General features: G+C 30.9%; 14 protein-coding genes. 9 read left to right on the top strand and 5 right to left on the bottom strand.

Features of this window, described 5'->3' with window-relative positions:
* Entirely contained in the window at positions 1-240 is a 240-nt protein-coding gene (locus tag B0A64_RS11930; protein ID WP_035625440.1) for a hypothetical protein, read from the bottom strand.
* A gap of 643 nt (positions 241-883) precedes the next feature.
* On the opposite strand from B0A64_RS11930, the gene B0A64_RS11935 reads away from it, so the two are divergent.
* The 5 genes from B0A64_RS11935 to B0A64_RS11955 all read left to right on the top strand — a co-directional run bounded on the left by B0A64_RS11935 (position 884) and on the right by B0A64_RS11955 (position 7019).
* Complete coding sequence (locus B0A64_RS11935) at positions 884-1297, top strand: response regulator (RefSeq protein WP_078228836.1); 414 nt, start codon at positions 884-886, stop codon at positions 1295-1297.
* 293 nt (positions 1298-1590) lie between these two features.
* A complete protein-coding gene (locus tag B0A64_RS11940) occupies positions 1591-4539 on the top strand; it encodes a PAS domain S-box protein (RefSeq protein WP_089479749.1) in 2949 nt (982 codons plus the stop codon).
* 5 nt (positions 4540-4544) lie between these two features.
* A complete protein-coding gene (locus B0A64_RS11945) occupies positions 4545-5678 on the top strand; it encodes an FIST signal transduction protein (RefSeq protein ID WP_089479750.1) in 1134 nt (377 codons plus the stop codon).
* Positions 5678-6715 carry a sensor histidine kinase gene (locus B0A64_RS11950; RefSeq protein ID WP_089479751.1) on the top strand — a complete coding sequence of 346 codons (1038 nt, stop codon included), beginning with the start codon at positions 5678-5680 and terminating at the stop codon, positions 6713-6715. Before B0A64_RS11945 ends, B0A64_RS11950 begins: the two co-directional genes overlap by 1 nt.
* Positions 6702-7019, top strand: a complete 318-nt coding sequence (locus tag B0A64_RS11955; RefSeq protein WP_089479752.1) for a histidine kinase — start codon at positions 6702-6704, stop codon at positions 7017-7019. The genes B0A64_RS11950 and B0A64_RS11955 overlap by 14 nt, the downstream gene beginning before the upstream one ends.
* Positions 7020-7253: 234 nt before the next feature.
* On the opposite strand, the gene B0A64_RS11960 is transcribed toward B0A64_RS11955, so the two are convergent.
* The 3 genes from B0A64_RS11960 to B0A64_RS11970 are packed head-to-tail and all read right to left on the bottom strand — an operon-like array spanning position 7254 to position 10858.
* Positions 7254-8426 carry a response regulator gene (locus B0A64_RS11960; RefSeq protein WP_089479753.1) on the bottom strand — a complete coding sequence of 391 codons (1173 nt, stop codon included), beginning with the start codon at positions 8424-8426 and terminating at the stop codon, positions 7254-7256.
* Positions 8427-8442: 16 nt separating this feature from the next.
* On the bottom strand, positions 8443-9609 hold the full coding sequence (locus B0A64_RS11965) for a glycosyltransferase (RefSeq protein ID WP_089479754.1): 1167 nt from the start codon (positions 9607-9609) through the stop codon (positions 8443-8445).
* A gap of 10 nt (positions 9610-9619) precedes the next feature.
* Entirely contained in the window at positions 9620-10858 is a 1239-nt protein-coding gene (locus tag B0A64_RS11970) for an MATE family efflux transporter (protein ID WP_317045002.1), read from the bottom strand.
* Between the two features lie 462 nt (positions 10859-11320).
* Between B0A64_RS11970 and B0A64_RS11975 the strand changes: the two genes are divergently transcribed.
* The 4 genes from B0A64_RS11975 (at position 11321) to B0A64_RS11990 (ending at position 19819) form a co-directional block, all read left to right on the top strand.
* On the top strand, positions 11321-14413 hold the full coding sequence (locus B0A64_RS11975) for a hypothetical protein (RefSeq protein WP_089479755.1): 3093 nt from the start codon (positions 11321-11323) through the stop codon (positions 14411-14413).
* Positions 14413-15642 (top strand): Ig-like domain-containing protein, encoded by a 1230-nt coding sequence (locus B0A64_RS11980; RefSeq protein WP_089479756.1) that lies wholly within the window; start codon positions 14413-14415, stop codon positions 15640-15642. The genes B0A64_RS11975 and B0A64_RS11980 overlap by 1 nt, the downstream gene beginning before the upstream one ends.
* Positions 15629-17182: a cellulase family glycosylhydrolase gene (locus B0A64_RS11985; RefSeq protein ID WP_089479757.1), complete on the top strand. Its 1554-nt coding sequence runs from the start codon at positions 15629-15631 to the stop codon at positions 17180-17182. The genes B0A64_RS11980 and B0A64_RS11985 overlap by 14 nt, the downstream gene beginning before the upstream one ends.
* 558 nt (positions 17183-17740) lie before the next feature.
* Positions 17741-19819 (top strand): tetratricopeptide repeat protein, encoded by a 2079-nt coding sequence (locus B0A64_RS11990; protein ID WP_089479758.1) that lies wholly within the window; start codon positions 17741-17743, stop codon positions 19817-19819.
* 52 nt (positions 19820-19871) lie between these two features.
* On the opposite strand, the gene B0A64_RS11995 is transcribed toward B0A64_RS11990, so the two are convergent.
* A partial coding sequence (locus B0A64_RS11995) for a LytR/AlgR family response regulator transcription factor (RefSeq protein WP_133083318.1) occupies positions 19872-20263 on the bottom strand: 392 nt, incomplete at its 5' end.

A 20263-nucleotide genomic window follows, 5' to 3' on the forward strand; every position in this document is an offset into this window, starting at 1 on the left:
CTAATACCGTTTTTGAAATGTATCGAATAAAATTTTCTTTTTTAAACGGTTATTAACAATTTGAAGTGTTATTCCGATTAATGAAATGGCTAAAAAAATCATAATCAAAGTGTTTGCTTCGATAGGGATCTTTGGCTCTAGGTTTTTTCCAATAGTTATAATAATCATGGAGAATACTAAATAGTGCTCAGATTTGATTCCAATAGGAATTGTGTTTGCTAAAGTAATTGCTGTTTTCATTTTTCAGTGGTATTTGAATGAAACTTCATTTCTTGTTAATAAATAGTTTTAATTTTGAGTGTTTACTAAATCGAATAGATTATCTATCGAAGTTGCAATCACTGCTGACATTGTTAAATTGTTTTTGGAAATAATTATTTTATTAATTTTTATTTTTTTTGTTTCTTAATTCTGACACAAATCTAAGACGATTATAAGAATTGTTTTTTGTTTTTTCGATGAATAGCAGTTTGCTGTCGATCAATAATCAATCTTTATACCTGAATTACAGTTGATTATGATTTTGTGTCGATAAATTAATATTAAAAATGGAAATCGTCCTTTTTTTTGTTTTTTTTAATATTCAGTTTACTTATTATATAGTTACAGACGTTCTACTTATATATAAGAAATTTTAAAAATCAGATGCAATGGCTATTCGATAAAAATTAGATTGAAGTATTAGGATCCCTTTTTAGATTTCGTTTTTACTGGCTTCCGGATATTTTTTATGAATGAATTACATATAAAATACCAATCGTCGACACTTTTTTTGCAGTTGTCTACACTTTATTATGAATTAACTAAAAAAGACTCTTGCTTTAAAAGGAATAAAATACCTTTGAAGTTGAATAAGTATGCATCAAACTTTAAAATTAATAAAATGGCAAAATCGTTGAATATACTATTAATAGAAGATGATGCAATTGAAGTAATGAAATTCAATAGAGTACTAAAAAGTTTAGAACTCAATCATCGAATCATTGAAGCAAATAATGGAGAAGAAGCAGTTGATGTATTAAAAAGGAAAGAAATAATACCAGATGTTATTATTTTAGACCTTAATATGCCTAAACTAAACGGTATCGAGTTTTTATCTATCTTAAAAGCAGATGATGTATTAAAATATATACCAGCAATTATCTTAACTACTTCTAACAATCATAGAGACGTGATGGAGTGTTATAAAATAGGTATTGCGGGCTACATTTTAAAGCCTTTGAAATATGAGGATTATGTAGATAGGATAAAAAAAATACTAGATTATTGGAGCACGAATGAATTAATTTCTCAGTAAAAATAAGTAGCGTTATTTTTTGAATCTAGTACTAGAGATAAGAATTAAAGCTTTAAAATATTTTTTGTTTTTTATGTCATAAACAAATTTAAAACCACTTGAGATTTAAAACATTTGTAGTGTAAGAAAAAAAGTAGTACTTTACGTTACAATTCTAAAAGAGTTGAATAGCTGGAATTTGAGTTGGGTTTAGCAGTAGTCTTATCTACTTTTCGTAATCAAAAACATTCGAAATAATAGAATGTATTCAGATGCCGTATTCATGAAATTTTTAAAACTAAGGAGGTAACAACATGGAAAATTCTCAATTTCATTTTGATAGTGAAACATTCAATAGGATTTTCCCTTTTTATGTTTTACTAGACCACAACTTACTTATTCAAGACCGAGGTGAAGGTTTAATCAAAGTGCTTCCGGACTTAAAATGCAGAGGATATTTCCTGAGATCATTTACAATTACCAATCCATTTATCGAAGAGCTAAATGTTGACAATTTTTATAAAGTTACCAATCAATTAGTTATAATAGAATCTGTTAAAGATAAAATTTCGCTTCGAGGACAATTTGAAAACTATGAAAATGGCTATTTATTTATAGGTAGCCTCTCGCATACTTCCTTGAATTATTTTGAAGAAAAAAAAATCTCTCTTTATGATTTCGCTCACTACGATGCAGCATTACAAAATTCTTTGAATACAATACATCAGCAAGAAAATCAATTAAAAGAAGCCAATAAGAAAATTGTTGATATTGCTCTTTTTACTACTCAAAGTCCAGATCCATTAATTCGCATTGATTTTGAGGGTCATCTATTAAAAATGAATCCAGCAGCCGAAGATTTAAAAAATCTTATATTTCAGGGAATTGATTATGAAATTGAGGATTTTTTAAAATTTATTATTCATCAAATTGATAAGAGAAAAGAAAGATGGATGTTTGAGGCGGAGAATAATGGTAAGTGCTATTCTTTTGTTTGTAAAAGTCTGCAACAAGAGGGCTGTGTAAATATCTATGGACGTGATATTACAGAACAAAAAAGAAATCAAGAAGAGCTAAATAAGTTGTCCTTGGTAGCAAAAACGAATAAAAACGGCATTGTATTCACTTATCCGGATGGAAAGATATTTTGGTGTAATGATGCATATCTTAAATTGACAGGATATGAGAACGATGAAATCATTGGTAAAACACCTGTTGAAGTAGGTTCGGACGCTCTATCGAATAAAGAGGAGATTCACAGAATGATCAATGCATTTTACGAGGGAAATACTTTTGAAGTAGAAATTTTGCATGCTAAAAAAAACGGTGGCACTTTTTGGTCTAAAACAGTGGGACAACCCATTTTTGATTCCTCCAAAAAGGTGATTCAATATTTTGCAATGATTGAGGATATTTCTGAAGATAAACAAAAAGAAGAACAAGTTTTATTACTTTCCTCGATAGCAGATAAAAATATTAGTGCAGTCATTATTTGCGACAGTGAAGGTAAAATTGAGTGGGCCAATAGTAGTTTTACCACAATGACTGGCTACTCCAAGGAAGAATTGATTGGTAAGAGTCCTGGACGTTTATTACAAGGTGAAGCAACCAATCCAAAAACGATTGCTTATTTAAAGAATCAAATAAAACAAGGACTTCCTTTTACTTGTGAGGTCTTAAATTATACAAAATATAAAAAGAAATACTGGGTTAGAGTACAAGGACAGGCGCTTCATAACAAACAAGGAGAGGTGATTAAATATTTTGCTATCGAAGAAAACATTAGCCAAGAAAAAGAGTTCAATCAACAGCTTATAGATTCTGAGAATCGTTTAACGTCATTAATAACCAATCTTCAATCAGGCATTTTACTAGAAGATGAGGATAGAAAGGTGCTAATTGCCAATAAAAGGTTTTGTAATTTATTCGATTTTAAAGGAGAACCAGAAGAGATGATAGGTTTTGATTCTAAAATGGCTACTGAAGAAAATAAACACTTTTTTAAAAGACCAGATGAATTTATTGAAAGGGTAGAAGAAATTTTAAGAAATAAAAAAAACGTCTTTTCTGAAGAAATTGAATTGGCCGATGGACGCGTTTACGAAAGGAGTTTTATTCCGATAGCCAAAGGCAAGAAAAATGATGGTCATTTATGGAGTTTTGAAGATATTACCATCAAGAAAAAGTACAAAGAAAGTCTAGAAGCAGAAAAAGAAAAATATAGAAATATTATTGCCAATATGAATATGGGTTTATTGGAAGTAGATATGGATGACGTAATACAATTAGCCAATCAGTCTTTTTGTGATATGAGTGGTTTCTCTTTAATTGATTTGTTAGGCAACAATGCATCTGAAATTTTGTTGCATCCTGAGGATAAAAAATTAGTAAATTTTAAAAATAAAGAACGGGTTAAAGGTAAGTCAGATTCGTATGAAGTTACTTCTATCAATAAAAAAGGAGAGACAAGATATTGGTTAATTAGCGGCGCTCCAAATTATAATGTAAATGGTGAAGTAATTGGTTCGATAGTTATACATTTAGACATAACTCGACAAAAGAGCCTGGAATTGCAAAAAGAAGAATTACTTAAAAAATTAGAAAAACAGAACGAGCAGCTCAATGATTATGCTCAAATTGTATCGCATGATTTAAAGTCACCACTACAGAGCATACATTCTTTAGTTACATGGATTAAAGAAGATAATGAAAAAGAGTTTAATGCGCAAACGAGTCAATATCTTGATATGATTGAAGGCAAAGTGGAGAAAATGGATCATTTGATTGAAGGAATTCTAACTTATTCTAAAGTAGATGATATTGAGATGATTACTGAGAATATTAATTTGAATGTTGAAATCAATAAAATAATTGATATTATTCATATACCTAAGAATATTGAAGTTATAGTAAAAAACGAACTACCGACAATCAAAGCTGAGCGATTTAGAATGCAACAGTTGTTTCTAAATATCATCAGCAATGCGGTGAATTATATTGATAAGCCTCTCGGAATTATTCAAATAAGTTTTGAAGAGGAAAAAAAGCATTATATTTTTGCTATTAAGGATAATGGTCCTGGAATTGCTACAGAGAATCAGGAAAAAATTTTTAAAATATTTCAGTCTTTTACATCTAATAAAAAATCAACAGGTATTGGATTGTCTATAGTAAAAAAAATAGTCGAGAATTACAAAGGAAACATTTGGATAGAAAGTGAACTGACTAAAGGTACAACCTTCTTTATTAAATTACCAAAATAGAAACTATGAAAATAATTCAAGCTTATAAAAAAAAGAATGAAAATTGGCAGTACCTAACAAATAAGGAAGAATTAAAAAATCCGCTGGTACTTGTTTTTGCCAATAGGATGCAATTAGAGCTTCCAGAAGTCATTGATGCTATTAGAAAGGAGTTTCCTTATGAACATCTGGTTTTTGGCTCTACAGCGGGTGAAATTTTAGATGCAAATGTCTTTGATGATTCTATTGTTGTTAGTGCTATAGAATTTGAAAAAAGTACGTTTGCAATTAAAACCGATAATATTTTTAATCATAATAAAGATGCAAATGCTTTAGGGGAATCTCTTTACCAACAAATACCCAAAGAAAACTTAAAGCATTTATTTGTACTTTCAGAAGGTAGTTTCGTAAACGGAAGCTCACTTATTGAGGGTCTTGAGAATGGCATTCAAAATAAAGTGCCTATCTCAGGAGGAATGTGTGGAGACGATGCAAAATTTGAGAAGACATTGGCTTCTTATAAAGAAAATCCAAAAGAAGGAGAAGTCGTTTTAATTGGGTTTTATGGAGAAACTTTAGAAATTTCGTTTTCCAGTTTTGGAGGATGGAGCTCATTTGGTCCCGAAAGAATTATTACCAGATCAGAAGCCAATATATTGTATGAAATCGATGGACAACCTGCTTTAGATTTGTATAAAAAATACTTAGGAGACAAAGCTAATGAGTTGCCGCAAGCTTCTTTGTTATATCCTTTAAATGTTACGCCCGAAGGTAAATCACAAGCTGTAGTTCGTACCATTTTAAATATCAATAACGAAGATCAGTCGATGATTTTAGCTGGAGAAGTGCCTGAAAATGCCAAAGTACAGCTCATGATGGCTTCTGTAGATGCTATTGCCGAGGGAGCTTCACAAGCGGCAATGTTAGCAATGCAAAATAGAATAAATCACCCACAACTTGCTTTACTAGTGAGTTGCGTAGGAAGAAAATTAGTTATGAATCAACGGGTTGAAGAGGAAATAGAGCAAGTGCAAGAAATAATAGGAAATGAAGTAGCAATTACCGGGTTTTACTCGTATGGCGAAATGGCTCCATTTAGCGAGAATACTTTTTGTGAATTACATAATCAAACCATGACTTTAACCCTAATCAGCGAATAATGAATACTCTTTTAAAAAGGCAAATTGCTAAATTTATAAACCCTGAGCACTTAAAAGATTTAAAGCATTTTTTGCACGCAGTCAATGAATCTTATGATAATCACGAGGATCAGATGAACATGTTGCAGCGAGCGATGAAAATTAGTTCTGATGAACTTTTCCAAGCCAATAAAAAACTACGCGATGAAGCCAATAGTTTAAAAGAAATAAATTCAAATTTGACAGAAATATTGAATTCTATGAATTTGGATGCTGAAAAATTAGGTAATGAAAAAGATTTTAATCAATCCGATTTCTTAAAAAAACAATCTATAGAAATTGTGACTATGAATAAGCAAAGAGAAGAATTACTAAAGAGTTTAGAAAATCATAATAAAGAACTTAACGAATATGCTCATGTTGTTTCTCATGATTTAAAAGCACCACTCAGAAATATAGACACCCTTATTAATTGGGTCATTGAGGATAATAAAGAAATGGGTGAAAGTTGCTTAAACTCGCTTAATCAGGTACTTTTTAATGTCGAAAAAATGGATTTGCTCATCAAAGGAATTTTAGATTATTCTACTGTAGACAAGTTAGAATCTGAAGAAAGATTAATTGATCTTAATGAGGTAATTGACGAAATAAAGAGGGATATTCATATTCCTAAAAATATTGAAATTTCGATAATCAATGATTTACCAAAAATAAAAGGAAATACATGGCGATTCAAACAATTAATGCAAAATTTAATTGAAAATAGCATCCATTATAATGATAAGTCTCAAGGCCAAATTGAAATTGGTTGTAGAGAAAAAGAGCAAGATTTTGAATTTTACATCAAAGATAATGGCATCGGAATCGCTGAAAAATACCACGACAAAATTTTTAAAATATTCACAAAATTAGAAAGCAACAATCAAAATTCAGGAGTAGGGCTTTCTATAGTTAACAAAATTATTGAGTATTATAAAGGTTCAATCTGGCTTGAAAGTAAAGAAAACATTGGAACAACATTTTATTTTACCTTACCTAAAAACTATGGAACAGCCTAATTTAAATTATATTGACCAACTCTGCGGAGAAGACGATGCATTTAAGCAAAAAATGATTGCAATTATTAAAAAAGAACTCCCTCTTGAAATAGATTCCTATCATAAATTTATGCAAGAGCAGCATTATAAGCTGGCTGCAGAGTGTGTTCATAAATTAAAGCATAAAATATCTATTTTTGACCTTGAAAAAAGCTATGATATTACTCATGAATACGAAAATCACTTATTAAATGGCACACTTGAGTCTGAAGACAAATTTGAAAGTATTTTACAGTTAATGCAAAACTTTGTAAACGATTTGTAAAAAAAGCTTAGTTTACGAATGGTATTATTATTATTATTATTATTATTATTATTGGTTGGTAGTTAAAACATATATTATCATACTTTACATTCTCCTATTATATGTCAGAGATATTAAAAAACAAATAGAGTCAAAATAATCTTTAACCGTTTGTCATAAAAGTACTTATTTAATAAAAAAGCGAAAAGCAAGTTATGGTTTTAACTTGCTCTATACTTTACTGGTGGTAGTTTTTTACCTGTAATGAATTGCGATTTGGCCAATTTGGCCAATAATTTTTATGGAATCTTTAAATGACAATTTCGAACCATCCATGTGAATCCATCTGTTTAAGGGTTTTTCTAAAATTAACTCTTGAGTCTTCGTAGAGCCATATATTTTTTTCATCCGCATAAAAATCTCTACATCAAAAACCCATTTTGTTATGAATTTTTCATTAAAGGTTTTTTCTATAATTTCTTTTGTCATTATTTTGGCGCCACATTGTGTATCGTTAATTTCCATTCCAAGAATTTTTCTAATGATATAATTTATAGTTTTGCTAATAATAGCTCTTGCGGATTGTTTGGTAATATCAGCTCCCATTCTTGAAATTCTGGAGCCAAAAACCAATTTGTATTTAGAGTTATAAATTGTATCTGCCAAATCTTGAAAATCATCGAAATTGGTCGATAAATCGGCGTCTAAAAAACCGATGTAATCAAATTGATTTTGCTTGGCCAAGTGTAACATTCCCAGACGGACAGCTTCGGCTTTTCCACCATTTTTTTCACAATCATACACGCTAATATATTCTTCTTTTCCTTTTGTTAATTCATGCAATACAGCTAGTGTATTGTCTTTACTTCCATCGTTTACAAAACACAAATGGTAACCTAAATTTTTATGTACAAAAGACTTAAATTCATCACTAGACAAACGAGTTTCCTCGTTATAACACGGAATAACAACTCCAATACACTTGTTTTGGATATATCGCTCTTTCGAATTGGGTTTTTCCGTAACACTTTTTTCAATAGTAGAGCCTATTAATCTTTTTACTCTCGCACCAATTTCGCTTAAACTCAAAGGCTTCTTCATGTAGTCATCAATACCTAAATCAAAACCTTTTATAATGACTTCTTCATCAGTATTACCAGATAAAACCATTACAGGAGTGTTGTCTTTTTTGATTTGCTTGATATGTTTGACTACCTCCAAACCAGATTGATGCTCATTTAAAGATTCTGTATTAGAGAGATTAGACATATTAATGTCAACAATAACTAAATTTGGCTTTTCACTGTCATATTTAGCTATGGCATCGATTATATTGTCTGTACTTATAACTTCATATCCTAAACCACTTAGCAATTTTTCTAAAGACAACAAGACCAATTGCTGATCATCTACTATTAGTATTTTCATAATATTACATTTAAGTTTATTGTATTGATTTAAAACATTCTATATACATCATTATAATTTTGTCCATTGATAGGGCGCTTGCAGCCTGAAAATTAGCAATTGCTAATTCTTTTCGATAGGTATCGTTTGAAATAATTTTGTCAATCGCTATAGCTAAAGAATCGGCACTTTCCGGATTAAAAAATTCTCCTTTATACCCTTCATCTTTAATTAGCAAGGCCAAATCACCTAAATCAGGCATGATAACTGCTTTGCCGTAGCTTCCTGCTTGATGCAAAACTCCAGAACTGCCAGTAGTAGATGTATAAGGGAATACCACAATTGTACTATCAGTAAAAATTCGTTCTACATTATTTTCTTCAACATAGCCGGTAAAAATTATTCCCTCAACGTTTTTGTATTTTTCTTGTACTGCATCTAAATATCCAGGTGTGTTTGGACTATCTGTTCCAGCAATCACGACTTCTAATTTTTCTGGATTTGTTTTTCTAACAATTTCGACTGCATCAATTAAAATTTCGACTTTTTTGTAGGTTCCAAATTTCCCAAAAGCCATAATTTGTTTAGGGCCAGATTTAATTTCAAAATTAGGATTTTTGACTGATTCGAATGTCCCATGTGGAATTAGCATTACATTTTGGGTATGGTATTTAGCATTTAAAACATCCACATATTTATGAATAGTTACAGCAACTTTATTGGCTTTCAAAATGCATCTGGTAATGTTAGTTCCAATAAAATTATAGATCTTCTGCATGAATTTACTCTCTGTGAATCCTGCTTTTTCTAGATCAACTTGCTCTAAAATGTTATGTAATAAAACCACTGTTTTGTATCCAAAAAATCTCAAAATCATGGGTAACAATAATCCCAAGGCAGAAGGTGTTTTTTTATCTCCAAATTTTACAAACTGAAGATTAAACAAAATCACATCTGGTTGTTCTTCTCGAACTGCATTAAGAACAGAAAAAATAGTGGTGTAACTGTTAAATCTCCAACATTCTTTTACTTTTACCTTTTCTTTTTGGTCAAAGTCTAATTGTTTCGCTTCAGATGTTTTATCGGATAATAAAATTAATTCGGCTACTTCTGAGTTTTGAACAAAGTTTTTTACCAAATGATAACCATATTCATTTAGTGTAACTTTACTTGGGGGAAATGCAGTGACTACAGCTACTTTCATATCTAAAATGTTACTTTTTATTGTTATTAAAAAAGAAAAAAAACAATTGAAATAATAATAATACCACCATCGCGATGATTTGCATAACAACAACCTGTTCGAGTGAATTATGATAGAGGACTATTAGTATTATTTGTGCAAGTCCCAGAAAGGCTGATATTATGACAGGTACATACTTATTTATAGAAAGAAAATAGTAGGCAAAAATATTTGCAATGGCAAAAATAGAAGTTGCCAATGCATATTTCCACAACAAGAAAGCAATGGGCAGATATTTCTCGCCAAACATTAATCGCACTACAATTTCAGGAAATAAGAGTGCACTTAAAACAATTATTGTAGACAAGCAAACAATATATAAAACATATTTTAATAGAATCGGAAGTGTTTCTGCTCCTTGTTTTTTTAACTGTATTACTTTAGGCAAAAGAAGCATTACAAACATCCAAGCGACAAAATATACTACCCGACCTATTAATGCTAAACAAGCATATAAGCCCGCTCTTTCATTATCAAAATAATGTTTAACCAATATAATATCACTATTGTTAATGATGATTTGCGTTAATTCATAGAAGGCTGTTAGAGCGAAAAATGTTATAATGGATTTTGTATCTAAATTGTCACTTAGAGTCTGTTTGTTTTTACTGTTAATTATTTTTTGAAAAGGAATCAAACCAAAGGCAAATGAAATTAAAATTCCTAGTGCGATAATAATAGAAGATTGAATTTGAGGTAAAAGGTAGAGTAACAAAAGTGTCAAAATCAAACGACATAACATTTCAAAATAGTAGGTTTTTGACAAATTTCTCAGATCATTTTTTCCCTGATATAAACCTCTATTAATGCTCATTATAAAATACATTGGAAGTCCCAAACCAAACCAAACAAACATTAGTGACGTTTTGGTTTTAAAAATTTCTTGCAATTGATGACTGAATACTACTACTGTAAATCCCAGTATTACACCGAAGAGGAGTGCATACTTAAAAATAAATTTTAAAAAAATATGCAATTGCGTTCCTTCTAGCAAAACGGCATATTTAGCCGCAGTAACCTGAAATGTCATTCCAACAAAAGACAATACTAAAAGCAAAGTTATTAAGATCGCAGCGTCAGCAAACGCAGAAGGACCAAGTATCCTTCCTAAGAGCAGATTGTACAAATAATTGCCTGTATTTACAAATAAAATTGTAAGCATAAAAAAATTCTCCGCAGTGATCTTTTTATAAGTATTTTTAATATTCAATTCAAGTGTGTGGTATTAAATAAATAGTAAAATAAAATTTTAAAAAGCTGATTCTTACAAACAAATATAATAAAAATAAGAAAAGTTTAACAAAAATAAAAAGGAATCTATCAGATAAATTCCTTTTTGGCAACAATTAACTAAACCAACATATTTATTATGAATTGTAATTTTCGAAATTAAACAGTACTTTTAAACAGATCTTCGACAAAAGATTTAAACACACAATGGTTTTTTATAAAATAACATCACTACAAATAGTCTCATTTCATCATTGTGGTAGTCATTATTTTTAGATTATTATTATGATGTAAAATTAGTGCTCTTGTATGACTTTTTTCGATATTTTAGATGTTTGGTAGTGTTTCTTTCGATGAAAGGACATTTTGTACAGTTATATTGTTTTCGTCTATAGAAGGATATCGCTATATTTACAAAAACAATAATCTAAAACAAGAGTGATTGAAAGAGACTTCTAATAAATATTTGATAGTAGCCTTACTTTTTGGATTGACTTTCCATGGCAGCGCTATTTTTTTTACTTTAGAAAGTACTTACGATGCTCTAATTCACATGTTTTTCGGAAATCATTATGCCCACAGTTGGTTTGAACCTTGGAATTATAGTTGGTATACGGGTTTTAATGTGATGAGTTATCCTCCATTAGTGCACCAAACCATTGGGTTACTTTCTTTAATTGGAGGTTTGAAATTTGGTATGTTTACTGTGGCCATCGTTGGGATTATTTTATTCATTACAGGAACTTTTAGATTTTCACTTTTAATAACAGGAAATCGAACAGTTGCAGGCTATTCTGCTATTCTGGCGGTTGCTTCTTCTTCTTTTGTCGAAACATTGCATATTTTTGGACAGCTACCGAGTATTATTGGAATTTCTGTTTTAATGCATGCGCTTCCAGAGATTTATCTTTTTATCAAAACAGGAAAAAAGAAATATTACTACACATCTTTGTCTTTGATGGCCGTAACTGTTTGTTCGCATCATGTTACACCTTTATTTGGGATGGTATTTTTTGTTTCGCCTTTAATCGGGATGATAGTAATGGATACCGCTCGCGAAAATGTCAATTCATTCAAGGAAATCACATTCAAAATATTCTACAAAACATTTCTATCATTATTAAAACGGATTATTCTTTTCTGTGGTAGCGCCGTTTTTCTGCTAGTATTTTGTATATTGCCTTATTGGATTAATTCTAGAGCCAATCCCATTACTCAGGTTCCTATTCCGCATGGGAGTCGCGATAATTTTATAGAAGTAACCTCTTCGGGCTTGATGTTCTTCTTAATACCTTGGGGAATATTACTTTTTATATTGCCTTATATATTTTATAGATATTACAGCAAAAGGTATATTTTTTTCGGATTATCTTTAACCTTGCTAACTGTTTTAGGGACTGGGGGCACAACTCCAATTCCCTTATCAATTTTAGGAAAAAATGCTTTTAATATCCTAACCTTAGATCGCTTTACACTTTGGGCTTCTATAATGAGTTTGCCCATTTTTGGTGAATTTGTGTACCGATTAGTTGAAGGTGACTTAAGAGCGGCTTTGCAAGTAAAATTTGGTAGTGTTTATCGGAGGATCCTAGGCGGATTATTTGCTGGTTGCTTTTTGTTTTTTGCAGTTTTCACCATGACGTTAGGGTATTTTAGACCATTGCAACCGCAAAAAATTAACTTTTTACCAATTGTCAATTTCTTAAATCAGGATCAACACGATCACTGGAGGTTTTTGCCATTAGGTTTTGGTGATCAGATGGCCTACTTATCGACACAAACAAAGGCAATGACGGTTGATGGAAATTACCATTCGGCAAGAAGATTACCAGAATTGACTTCTCGTGCAGTAGAACGGCTGGAAAACTCCAAATTTCGAGGACTTGAAGGTATTGGTTCATTGCAACAATTTCTAACGGTTCCTGAAAAATATAATTTGAAATATGTTTTTTCTAACGATAAATTTTACGATCCAATTCTCTATTTCTGCGGTTGGCATCGATTATCACAATTAGAAAATGGTATAATGGTGTGGGAAAAACTAAATGTGCAGCCCTTGTCTAAAATTCTTCCAAAAGATGAAGTGCCGATCTATTTGAAATTAATGTGGGGAATTATTCCAATGTTAACCATTCTTATGGCTTTTATACTTAATGTTCAGATGATTTGGTTGCAGGCCTTAAAAATAAAGCCTTTAGAGAAACCTTCTTTTAATAAATATGGAATTATTTATGCTAATTTTCCAAGAGCGATGATAAAATTTCTACACATTTGGACAGGAATTTTACTACTAATTATAAGCTTTGGAGCATATCGCATTTACATCAAAAATGCTGCACAGATTAGTCCTGAAAATGTTGTAAAAGCATATTATGATGCTCTAGATTTTAAGTTTTATGATAAAGCGCACTCTTATGTTGTTCCTAATAAAGAATACTCGGTGGCTCAGTTTATGCTGGAAATTTCTGTTTCGGATGGTGTTCTTAATTCTTACGCCAAGTTAGATGCTATCGAAACTAAAATTGTTCAGCAAAGTAAAGACAAAGCTAGAGTTATTGCAACGACCAAGTGGGTTACACCATTAGAATTAATTGAAAAAAAGTACATACATGACGTTCAGAAAATAAACGGGAAATGGTTTATCATTCCAGATAAAAAAGATACCGATATTCCTCCGGACGAATTTATTTCAGAGAATATTAATTCGTATTACAAGCAAGGGAGACGAAAGATAACTACCCAGCAGACCTATCATGAAGATGTACTGCGCCAACCAGATTTAGAAATTATATCGGCAAGTTTGGTAAAAATTGACAGTCAATATATTGTGATTGGTGAAGTTCAAAATATAGATAATGTCCCTGCAGATGTGGTCTTGAAAGCTACTTTATATGACAGAAATGATAAATCGATTGCCGTATTCAACGCGAAGTATAATATTAAACATAAGTTGATGCCAAAAGAAGTCACGAGTTTTAAGGTGAATTTTGAAGATATTGCGTGGTTAAAGCCAACTGATGTAAAGCCGACAACTTTTAACCCCGATGAATTTACACCAAAAGAATTGAAAAATATTCCCAGCACATTTGATATTCAAAGTGCAGGAAATGTAGCGACCACCGACTTGTATAATTCGGTTGCTATTTCAGATTTAGTGATAGATAATAACCAGATCAAAGGGACTTTATTCAATTACGGAATTCAAGAAGTAACCATTTCAGAGCTTTTATTTTCGTATTACAATGACAAAAAAGAATTGGTTTATGTTGATCATCAGTTTATAAAAGAGGGCGTTCGAATTCAGCGTAAGCAATATTTTACGTATAATTTGCCTAGAGATTTGAAGCCTGTTATTATAAAATCTTCTACAGAAAATTGTTTCGTAAATGGTTTAAAATCAGAAGCTCTTGCTCGTGCGGTAATTCCAGTAAGAAATAACAAACAAGAAAGTGCCCAAATGCAAAGGGTTAAAGGACATAGAGGATATTCCTTTATTAAAATTGAAATCAATAATTACATTGGAAATCCTAGATAATGAAGAATAAAATCTATATATTTTGTTTTTTTTTGTTTACCATATTATTGGTATCAGTCACTTTATTGCCTAAAAAACAAACGGGCACTATTGTACTAATGACGCAACAGAAGACCTTTATCGCGGGTGCCAATATAGCTTTAGATTTTAAGGTAAATTTGTCAGATCAACCGAAGTTATTTTTAATTCATTCTTTAGGAAAAACACTTTTAGATGGTGCTATAAAAAATGATAAATTAACTTTTATCCTTCCTAAAAGTTATGCTAAAAAATCGGGTCGTATTGATTGGTTTTTGATTGTAAACGGAGACAATAAACTACAGGGAAACTTTGAAATTTTACCCAACAACGACACTAAAACGGATATCGAAAATTATTTAGGTCCACCAAGTACGTTAGTAGGAGATGGTCACTTTGTAATGTACGTTACGATTCCGACAGATTGCTTTGATAATCCGAAACCTGAAAATACTCCCGTAATTTTTAGAAGTCAGTTTTTAAATGCTATTAGAGCTCAAACGGTAAAAACGAAAGATCTTATTGCTTGGAAAATAATTGATGCCCCTACAAAATCTGGAATAGTTTCAGTCTCTGCTCAATGCAATGCTACAATTACTAAAGAATTTGATGCTGTAATTTTTCCTGGAATCGCTACAAATTTCACAATTTCATTTGCCAGAAATCATCATTTTGCTGATGGAAATCAAATTACGACCTTAAAAACGGCTGTTATTAAAGACAAATTTGGTAATGTTGTAAGCGACGGAACTATGGTTTCCTTTGTGATTACTACTGCTAATAATATGGTTTTAAAATCATTTGGAACAACAATAAACGGAGTTGCAACCGCTCAAATTTTACATCCTGATCACCAAGATGTTTATACTGTAAAAGCGTATGTAGCGGGAATAGCAGAAAGTAATTCTATAGCAGTCAACTACAAACCGATCAATCCGAAAATTGAATTTGAATTTTCAAAAGATAATCGCACTATAATAGTAGGTACGTTGCGTAGTTTTATGAATCAGTTAGTTCCAGACGGAATTAAAGTGACTCTAAAAGTGTATCATCATAATCAACTTGTAGCAACTTTGCAAGAAGATAGCGTAAAAGGCAATGCTGTTTTTACTATTTCATCTGAATATTATAAAGAAAAAAAATATTCATTTGAAATTTCAACCTTAGGAAGTATTCAAAAAGTAGAAGAAAAAAATTATGAAAGTAATTAACAATAAAAATAATTATCGGGCAATTTTAATAGTTTCATTTATTGCAATTAATATTTTGGTATTATTTGGGATGAGTGAAATTTTGGGCTACTTAAATTCGGGAGCAGATAGAAGTTCGATGCTGCATTTAGAAAAAGAGAGCTCAAATACATATTTACCAAAAGTAACGTGGGAAACCTTAAAAAATAAAGGTAGACCGATGGAAAATCAAACTATCCAGAAAATTGAGAAACATTATTTGTTTTCTTATGTAATAAAAAATAATGCTCTCAAAAACAATGTCAGTGATGGAATTGACGATTATTTTACAGAAAGCTCTAGAAATCAATTAGAGCAAATTATAGCCTATAATAGGGCCAAAAAAATTTCAATCCAGAGTACGACAATAGAACATCATGTATCCTTAGATTTTTATAGCGAAGACGGCCAACAAGTCGTTTTTACCGATAAAAATGTAGTTGAATTTCAAAATATTTATCAAGATAACAAGCTTATAACTTCTGTTCGGGATACCGCAAACTATAAGGTTTTAATGCTGCTAGAGGATGGGTTTTGGCGTATTCGACATTATGTTCGGATGCAAAAAGAAAGTAGTTTGGTTGCTATTAAATTAAATAAAAAAACATACACTGTAAAAGGAAATGAAATTTTAAAAAATGGTGTTCCCTATATCATAAAAGGCATTAATTATTATCCTAAAAATTCTGCTTGGGATATGTTTGGAAATAAATTTAATAGAGATACGATATCCGCTGACTTTGAAATTATTAGAAAAGTAAAACTCAATACGATTAGGATTTTTGTTCCTTATGAAGAATTTGGTAAAGCAGAGATTCCGCAAGATAAATTAGACAAGCTAAAAATAGTTTTAGACTTGGCAGAAGAAAAAAAACTAGCTGTAATTGTTACATTATTCGATTTTTATGGAGATTATTCTCCAGAAAGCTGGACTTTAACGCATCGACATGCAGAGAAAATTGTAACGACTTTTAAGGACTGCAAAAATATTATTGCGTGGGATATTAAAAACGAACCTGATTTAGATTTTGAATCCCGTGGAGAACAAAATGTAAAGCCGTGGCTGGAACAAATGATTGCAGCAGTCAAGAAATTCGATCCTAATCATTTGGTCACTATTGGATATTCTAATATTGCATCGGGAGAGATACTAAAAGATAAGGTAGATTTTGTATCGTATCATTATTATCAAGATATTTCACTTTTTGAAGACAAACTTACTGTTTTAGAAAAAGCAGCCAAAAAGCCTTTGGTAATGCAAGAATTTGGACTTTCATCCAATCGAGGACTTTGGAGTTGGTTTGGCAATTCAAAAGAAGATCAGGCTGATTATCATAAAAAAATGCAATCTATATTCAAAAAGAAACAACTTGCATTTGTATCCTGGACTTTATATGATTTTCCAACAGTTCCAGATAAAGTTGCCGGAAAATGGCCATGGATAAAAAACAAACAAAAACAGTTTGGATTCATCGACTCAGAAGGCAAAAAAAAACCTTCTTTTTTGTATATAAATTATTGATTTTAATTTTTAAATAAAAAAAAGCGTCTTTTTGTTTGCCATTGAATTAACTTTTACGATAGTCTTTACTAGAATTACATTGCCTTTACTGATTTTAATTTGGATAAAAGCTTACAGCTTTTGGGGCAAAAAAGGCGATCATGTTTTTGGTACTTAGCAGGTCTTTTTTGAATTTGTTGGCAATTTAAAAATTGATTTTTAAAAAGGCAAAAGTCCAACAGTAAACGGAATTGTAATTCTGGAAGTAACTGCAATAGTGGCATGATATTGGTGTAAACAGGATAATGGCAATGACAAAAGTGAAATAAAATAGTGTTTTAGTTTGTCATCTTTCAGACAGCTTTTAAAATTCTTTCTTTTCTTGATAGTATTACATACTCAGGAAATTTCATCTGTTATTTATAATTAATATTTATTTTTTTTGTTTCTTAATTCTGATACAAATCTAAGTTGCTTGTAAGATTTTTTTTTATTTTTTCGATGATCGGCAGTTTACTGTAGAGGGATAATCAATGTTTATGCTTAACTTGCAGTTAATTACAAATTAGATGTTAAAAAATGAACATTAAAAAGGAAATAGTCTTAGTTTTTTGCTTTCTCCTTGGATTATCAATCCAAGCGCAAGATATGCAAGAGGGTTTTAACAATTTAGAGAAAGGAGAATTTGCTCAAGCCGAAAATTTTTTCAGCAAAATTTTAAAGACATATCCAGATAATAAAACGGCAAAGCTATGTTACGGTAGAGCTGTCGGTTTAAATTCAAGTCCTGAAAAAGCCACAGTAATTTTTTCTGAACTACTAAAAAAGTATCCAGATGATTTTGAAATCCAGTTGAATTATGCTGAATGCATGTTATGGAATAAAAATTATTCTGATGCAAAACCTTATTACTTTGGCCTGATAGCAAAGCATCCCGAAAGTTTTCCGGCTTTACTAGGCTATGCAAATACTTTGTCTAATTTAAAAGAATATACGGAGGCTTTAATATATGTAAATAAAGCTTTGGCAGTTTCTGTTAAAAATCCAAATGCCTTAGTTTCTAAGAAATACATTCGCATGGGATACGCCAATCAATTGGTACAACAACAAGATTATAAAACTGCACTTTCTTTATTAGATGAAAATTTTGAGGATTTTCCGAAAGACAAGGAAACATTAATGAATAAAGCTAATATTTATTTAATCACTAAGGATAAAAAAAATGCAACCAAGGCATATCAAGAATTAGCAGTATCCAAAAAGGATAGCTTGTTTTCTTTAAACGGATTGTCATTAGTTTCGCATATAGCCGAAAGAGATAGCGAAGCTTTATCTATAGCCAAAAAAGCATTAAAAAATAGCCAATTTATTGAGGACATAAAATTACAAAGTCAAACAAAAGAACGCTATGTTCAGGCACTAATTTGGAATAGAAAGTACAAAGAAGCAGCAGCAAAAATAAAGGAATACCAAATTAGTAATCCCAATGAAAATTGGGTATTAGCGCTTTCTGCAACTTTAGGAATGTATCGTAGTGATTTTAAAGAAAGTATTGCTGACTACCAAAATATATTGGTCAACGATGCAAAATCATTTGATGGAAACTTAGGAATATCGAATGCTTACTTTGCAGATGGCGAACCTTTAAAAGCTTATGAAGCAGTTGATACTACCTTGAAAATATTTGAAAACCAAAAAGATGCTATTGGATTTCTAAAAAAAATAAATGAAAATTTCACACCAAGTGTAGAGGAGATAATAAGTTATTCATTTGATAATGGAAAAAATGAAGCCTACGCTAATAATACAGTTTTGAATTTTCCAATATCGACAAAATGGGCTTTTTTAGGAATGTATCAATACAGAAAAACTGAAAATACAGTCACTAAAAATTCGGCAGTCTCTAATGACTTCAAGGTCGGCGCACAATGGCAATTTCATCCCAAAATAAATTTTAATGTTTTAGTAGGTTCAAGTAATGCAAGATCTTTCGTTAGTAATTATAGTCAATTATTAGTAGACGTATTTTTCAAAATAAAGCCCTTAAAATTGCAGGATTTAGAATTAGGGTATAAGCGAGATATTCAGAACTTCAATGCTGATCTGGTAAGTAGAGAGATAACAGCTAATAATTTTTATTTCAATTATAATATTGGCACAAACTTCAAATTAGGATGGTTTACACAATATTATTACAGCGCGCAAAGTGATAGTAACCAGCGAAACTTATTATTTACCTCATTATATTATAATTTTTTATCAAAACCAATTTTGAAAGCAGGCTTTAATTATCAATTTATTGCCTTTCAAAAACAAGTGCCAACAATTTATTTTAGTCCAAGTAAATTTAATGCTTATGAGATTTTTGTTGATTTTTTGAAAGATGAAAAATCGGCTGAAAACAATGCTATCTTTTACACACTAAGTGCTGCAACAGGATTTCAATACATTGAAAATGATAGCAAGCAATCGACTTATCGAGTGCAAGCTAAATTTGGCTATAAATTTTCAGATCGTTTTTTGGCGAATTTTTATGGTGTTAAAAGTAATATTGCGTCTGCTACTGCTGCCGGGTTTCAATATACAGAAGTAGGTTTGCGTCTTAGGTGGATGTTGACATCTAAACCAGTATTCAAAGTGAAGAAAAACGAGAAATAACAGCTTTTTTCAACTTAGTATTAAAGAGGTAGTATTTTCTTTTATAAAAATGCTACAATAAGTTCAGTCGTTTCATTAAATCTGGTCTATTGGCGCGACTTACAGGAATGACGTCTTTGCCAATTAAGACACTATTGTCTTCAATGTCAATAATTTTTTTTGTATTGATAATAAAGGAACGATGCACTTTCAAAAACAAATCTTTAGGTAATTTGTGTTCTATTTTTTTAAGGGTTGAGTGGACCACATAGTTTTTGTTTTCCGTTTTGATATGAATATAATCTCCTTTAGCTTCTATAATATTGACGAAAGCAAATTCAATTTTGATCAGACGGCGATCAATATTGATGTAAAATTCGTTTGCATTATCTTCGTTTGCGCCTTTATTTGCAATTATTGTTGCAGATGATGGAATAGCATTTGCTTTTTGAATCGCTTTTTGAA

Source organism: Flavobacterium araucananum, assembly GCF_002222055.1.
In the GTDB taxonomy this organism is placed as follows: Bacteria; Bacteroidota; Bacteroidia; order Flavobacteriales; family Flavobacteriaceae; genus Flavobacterium; species Flavobacterium araucananum.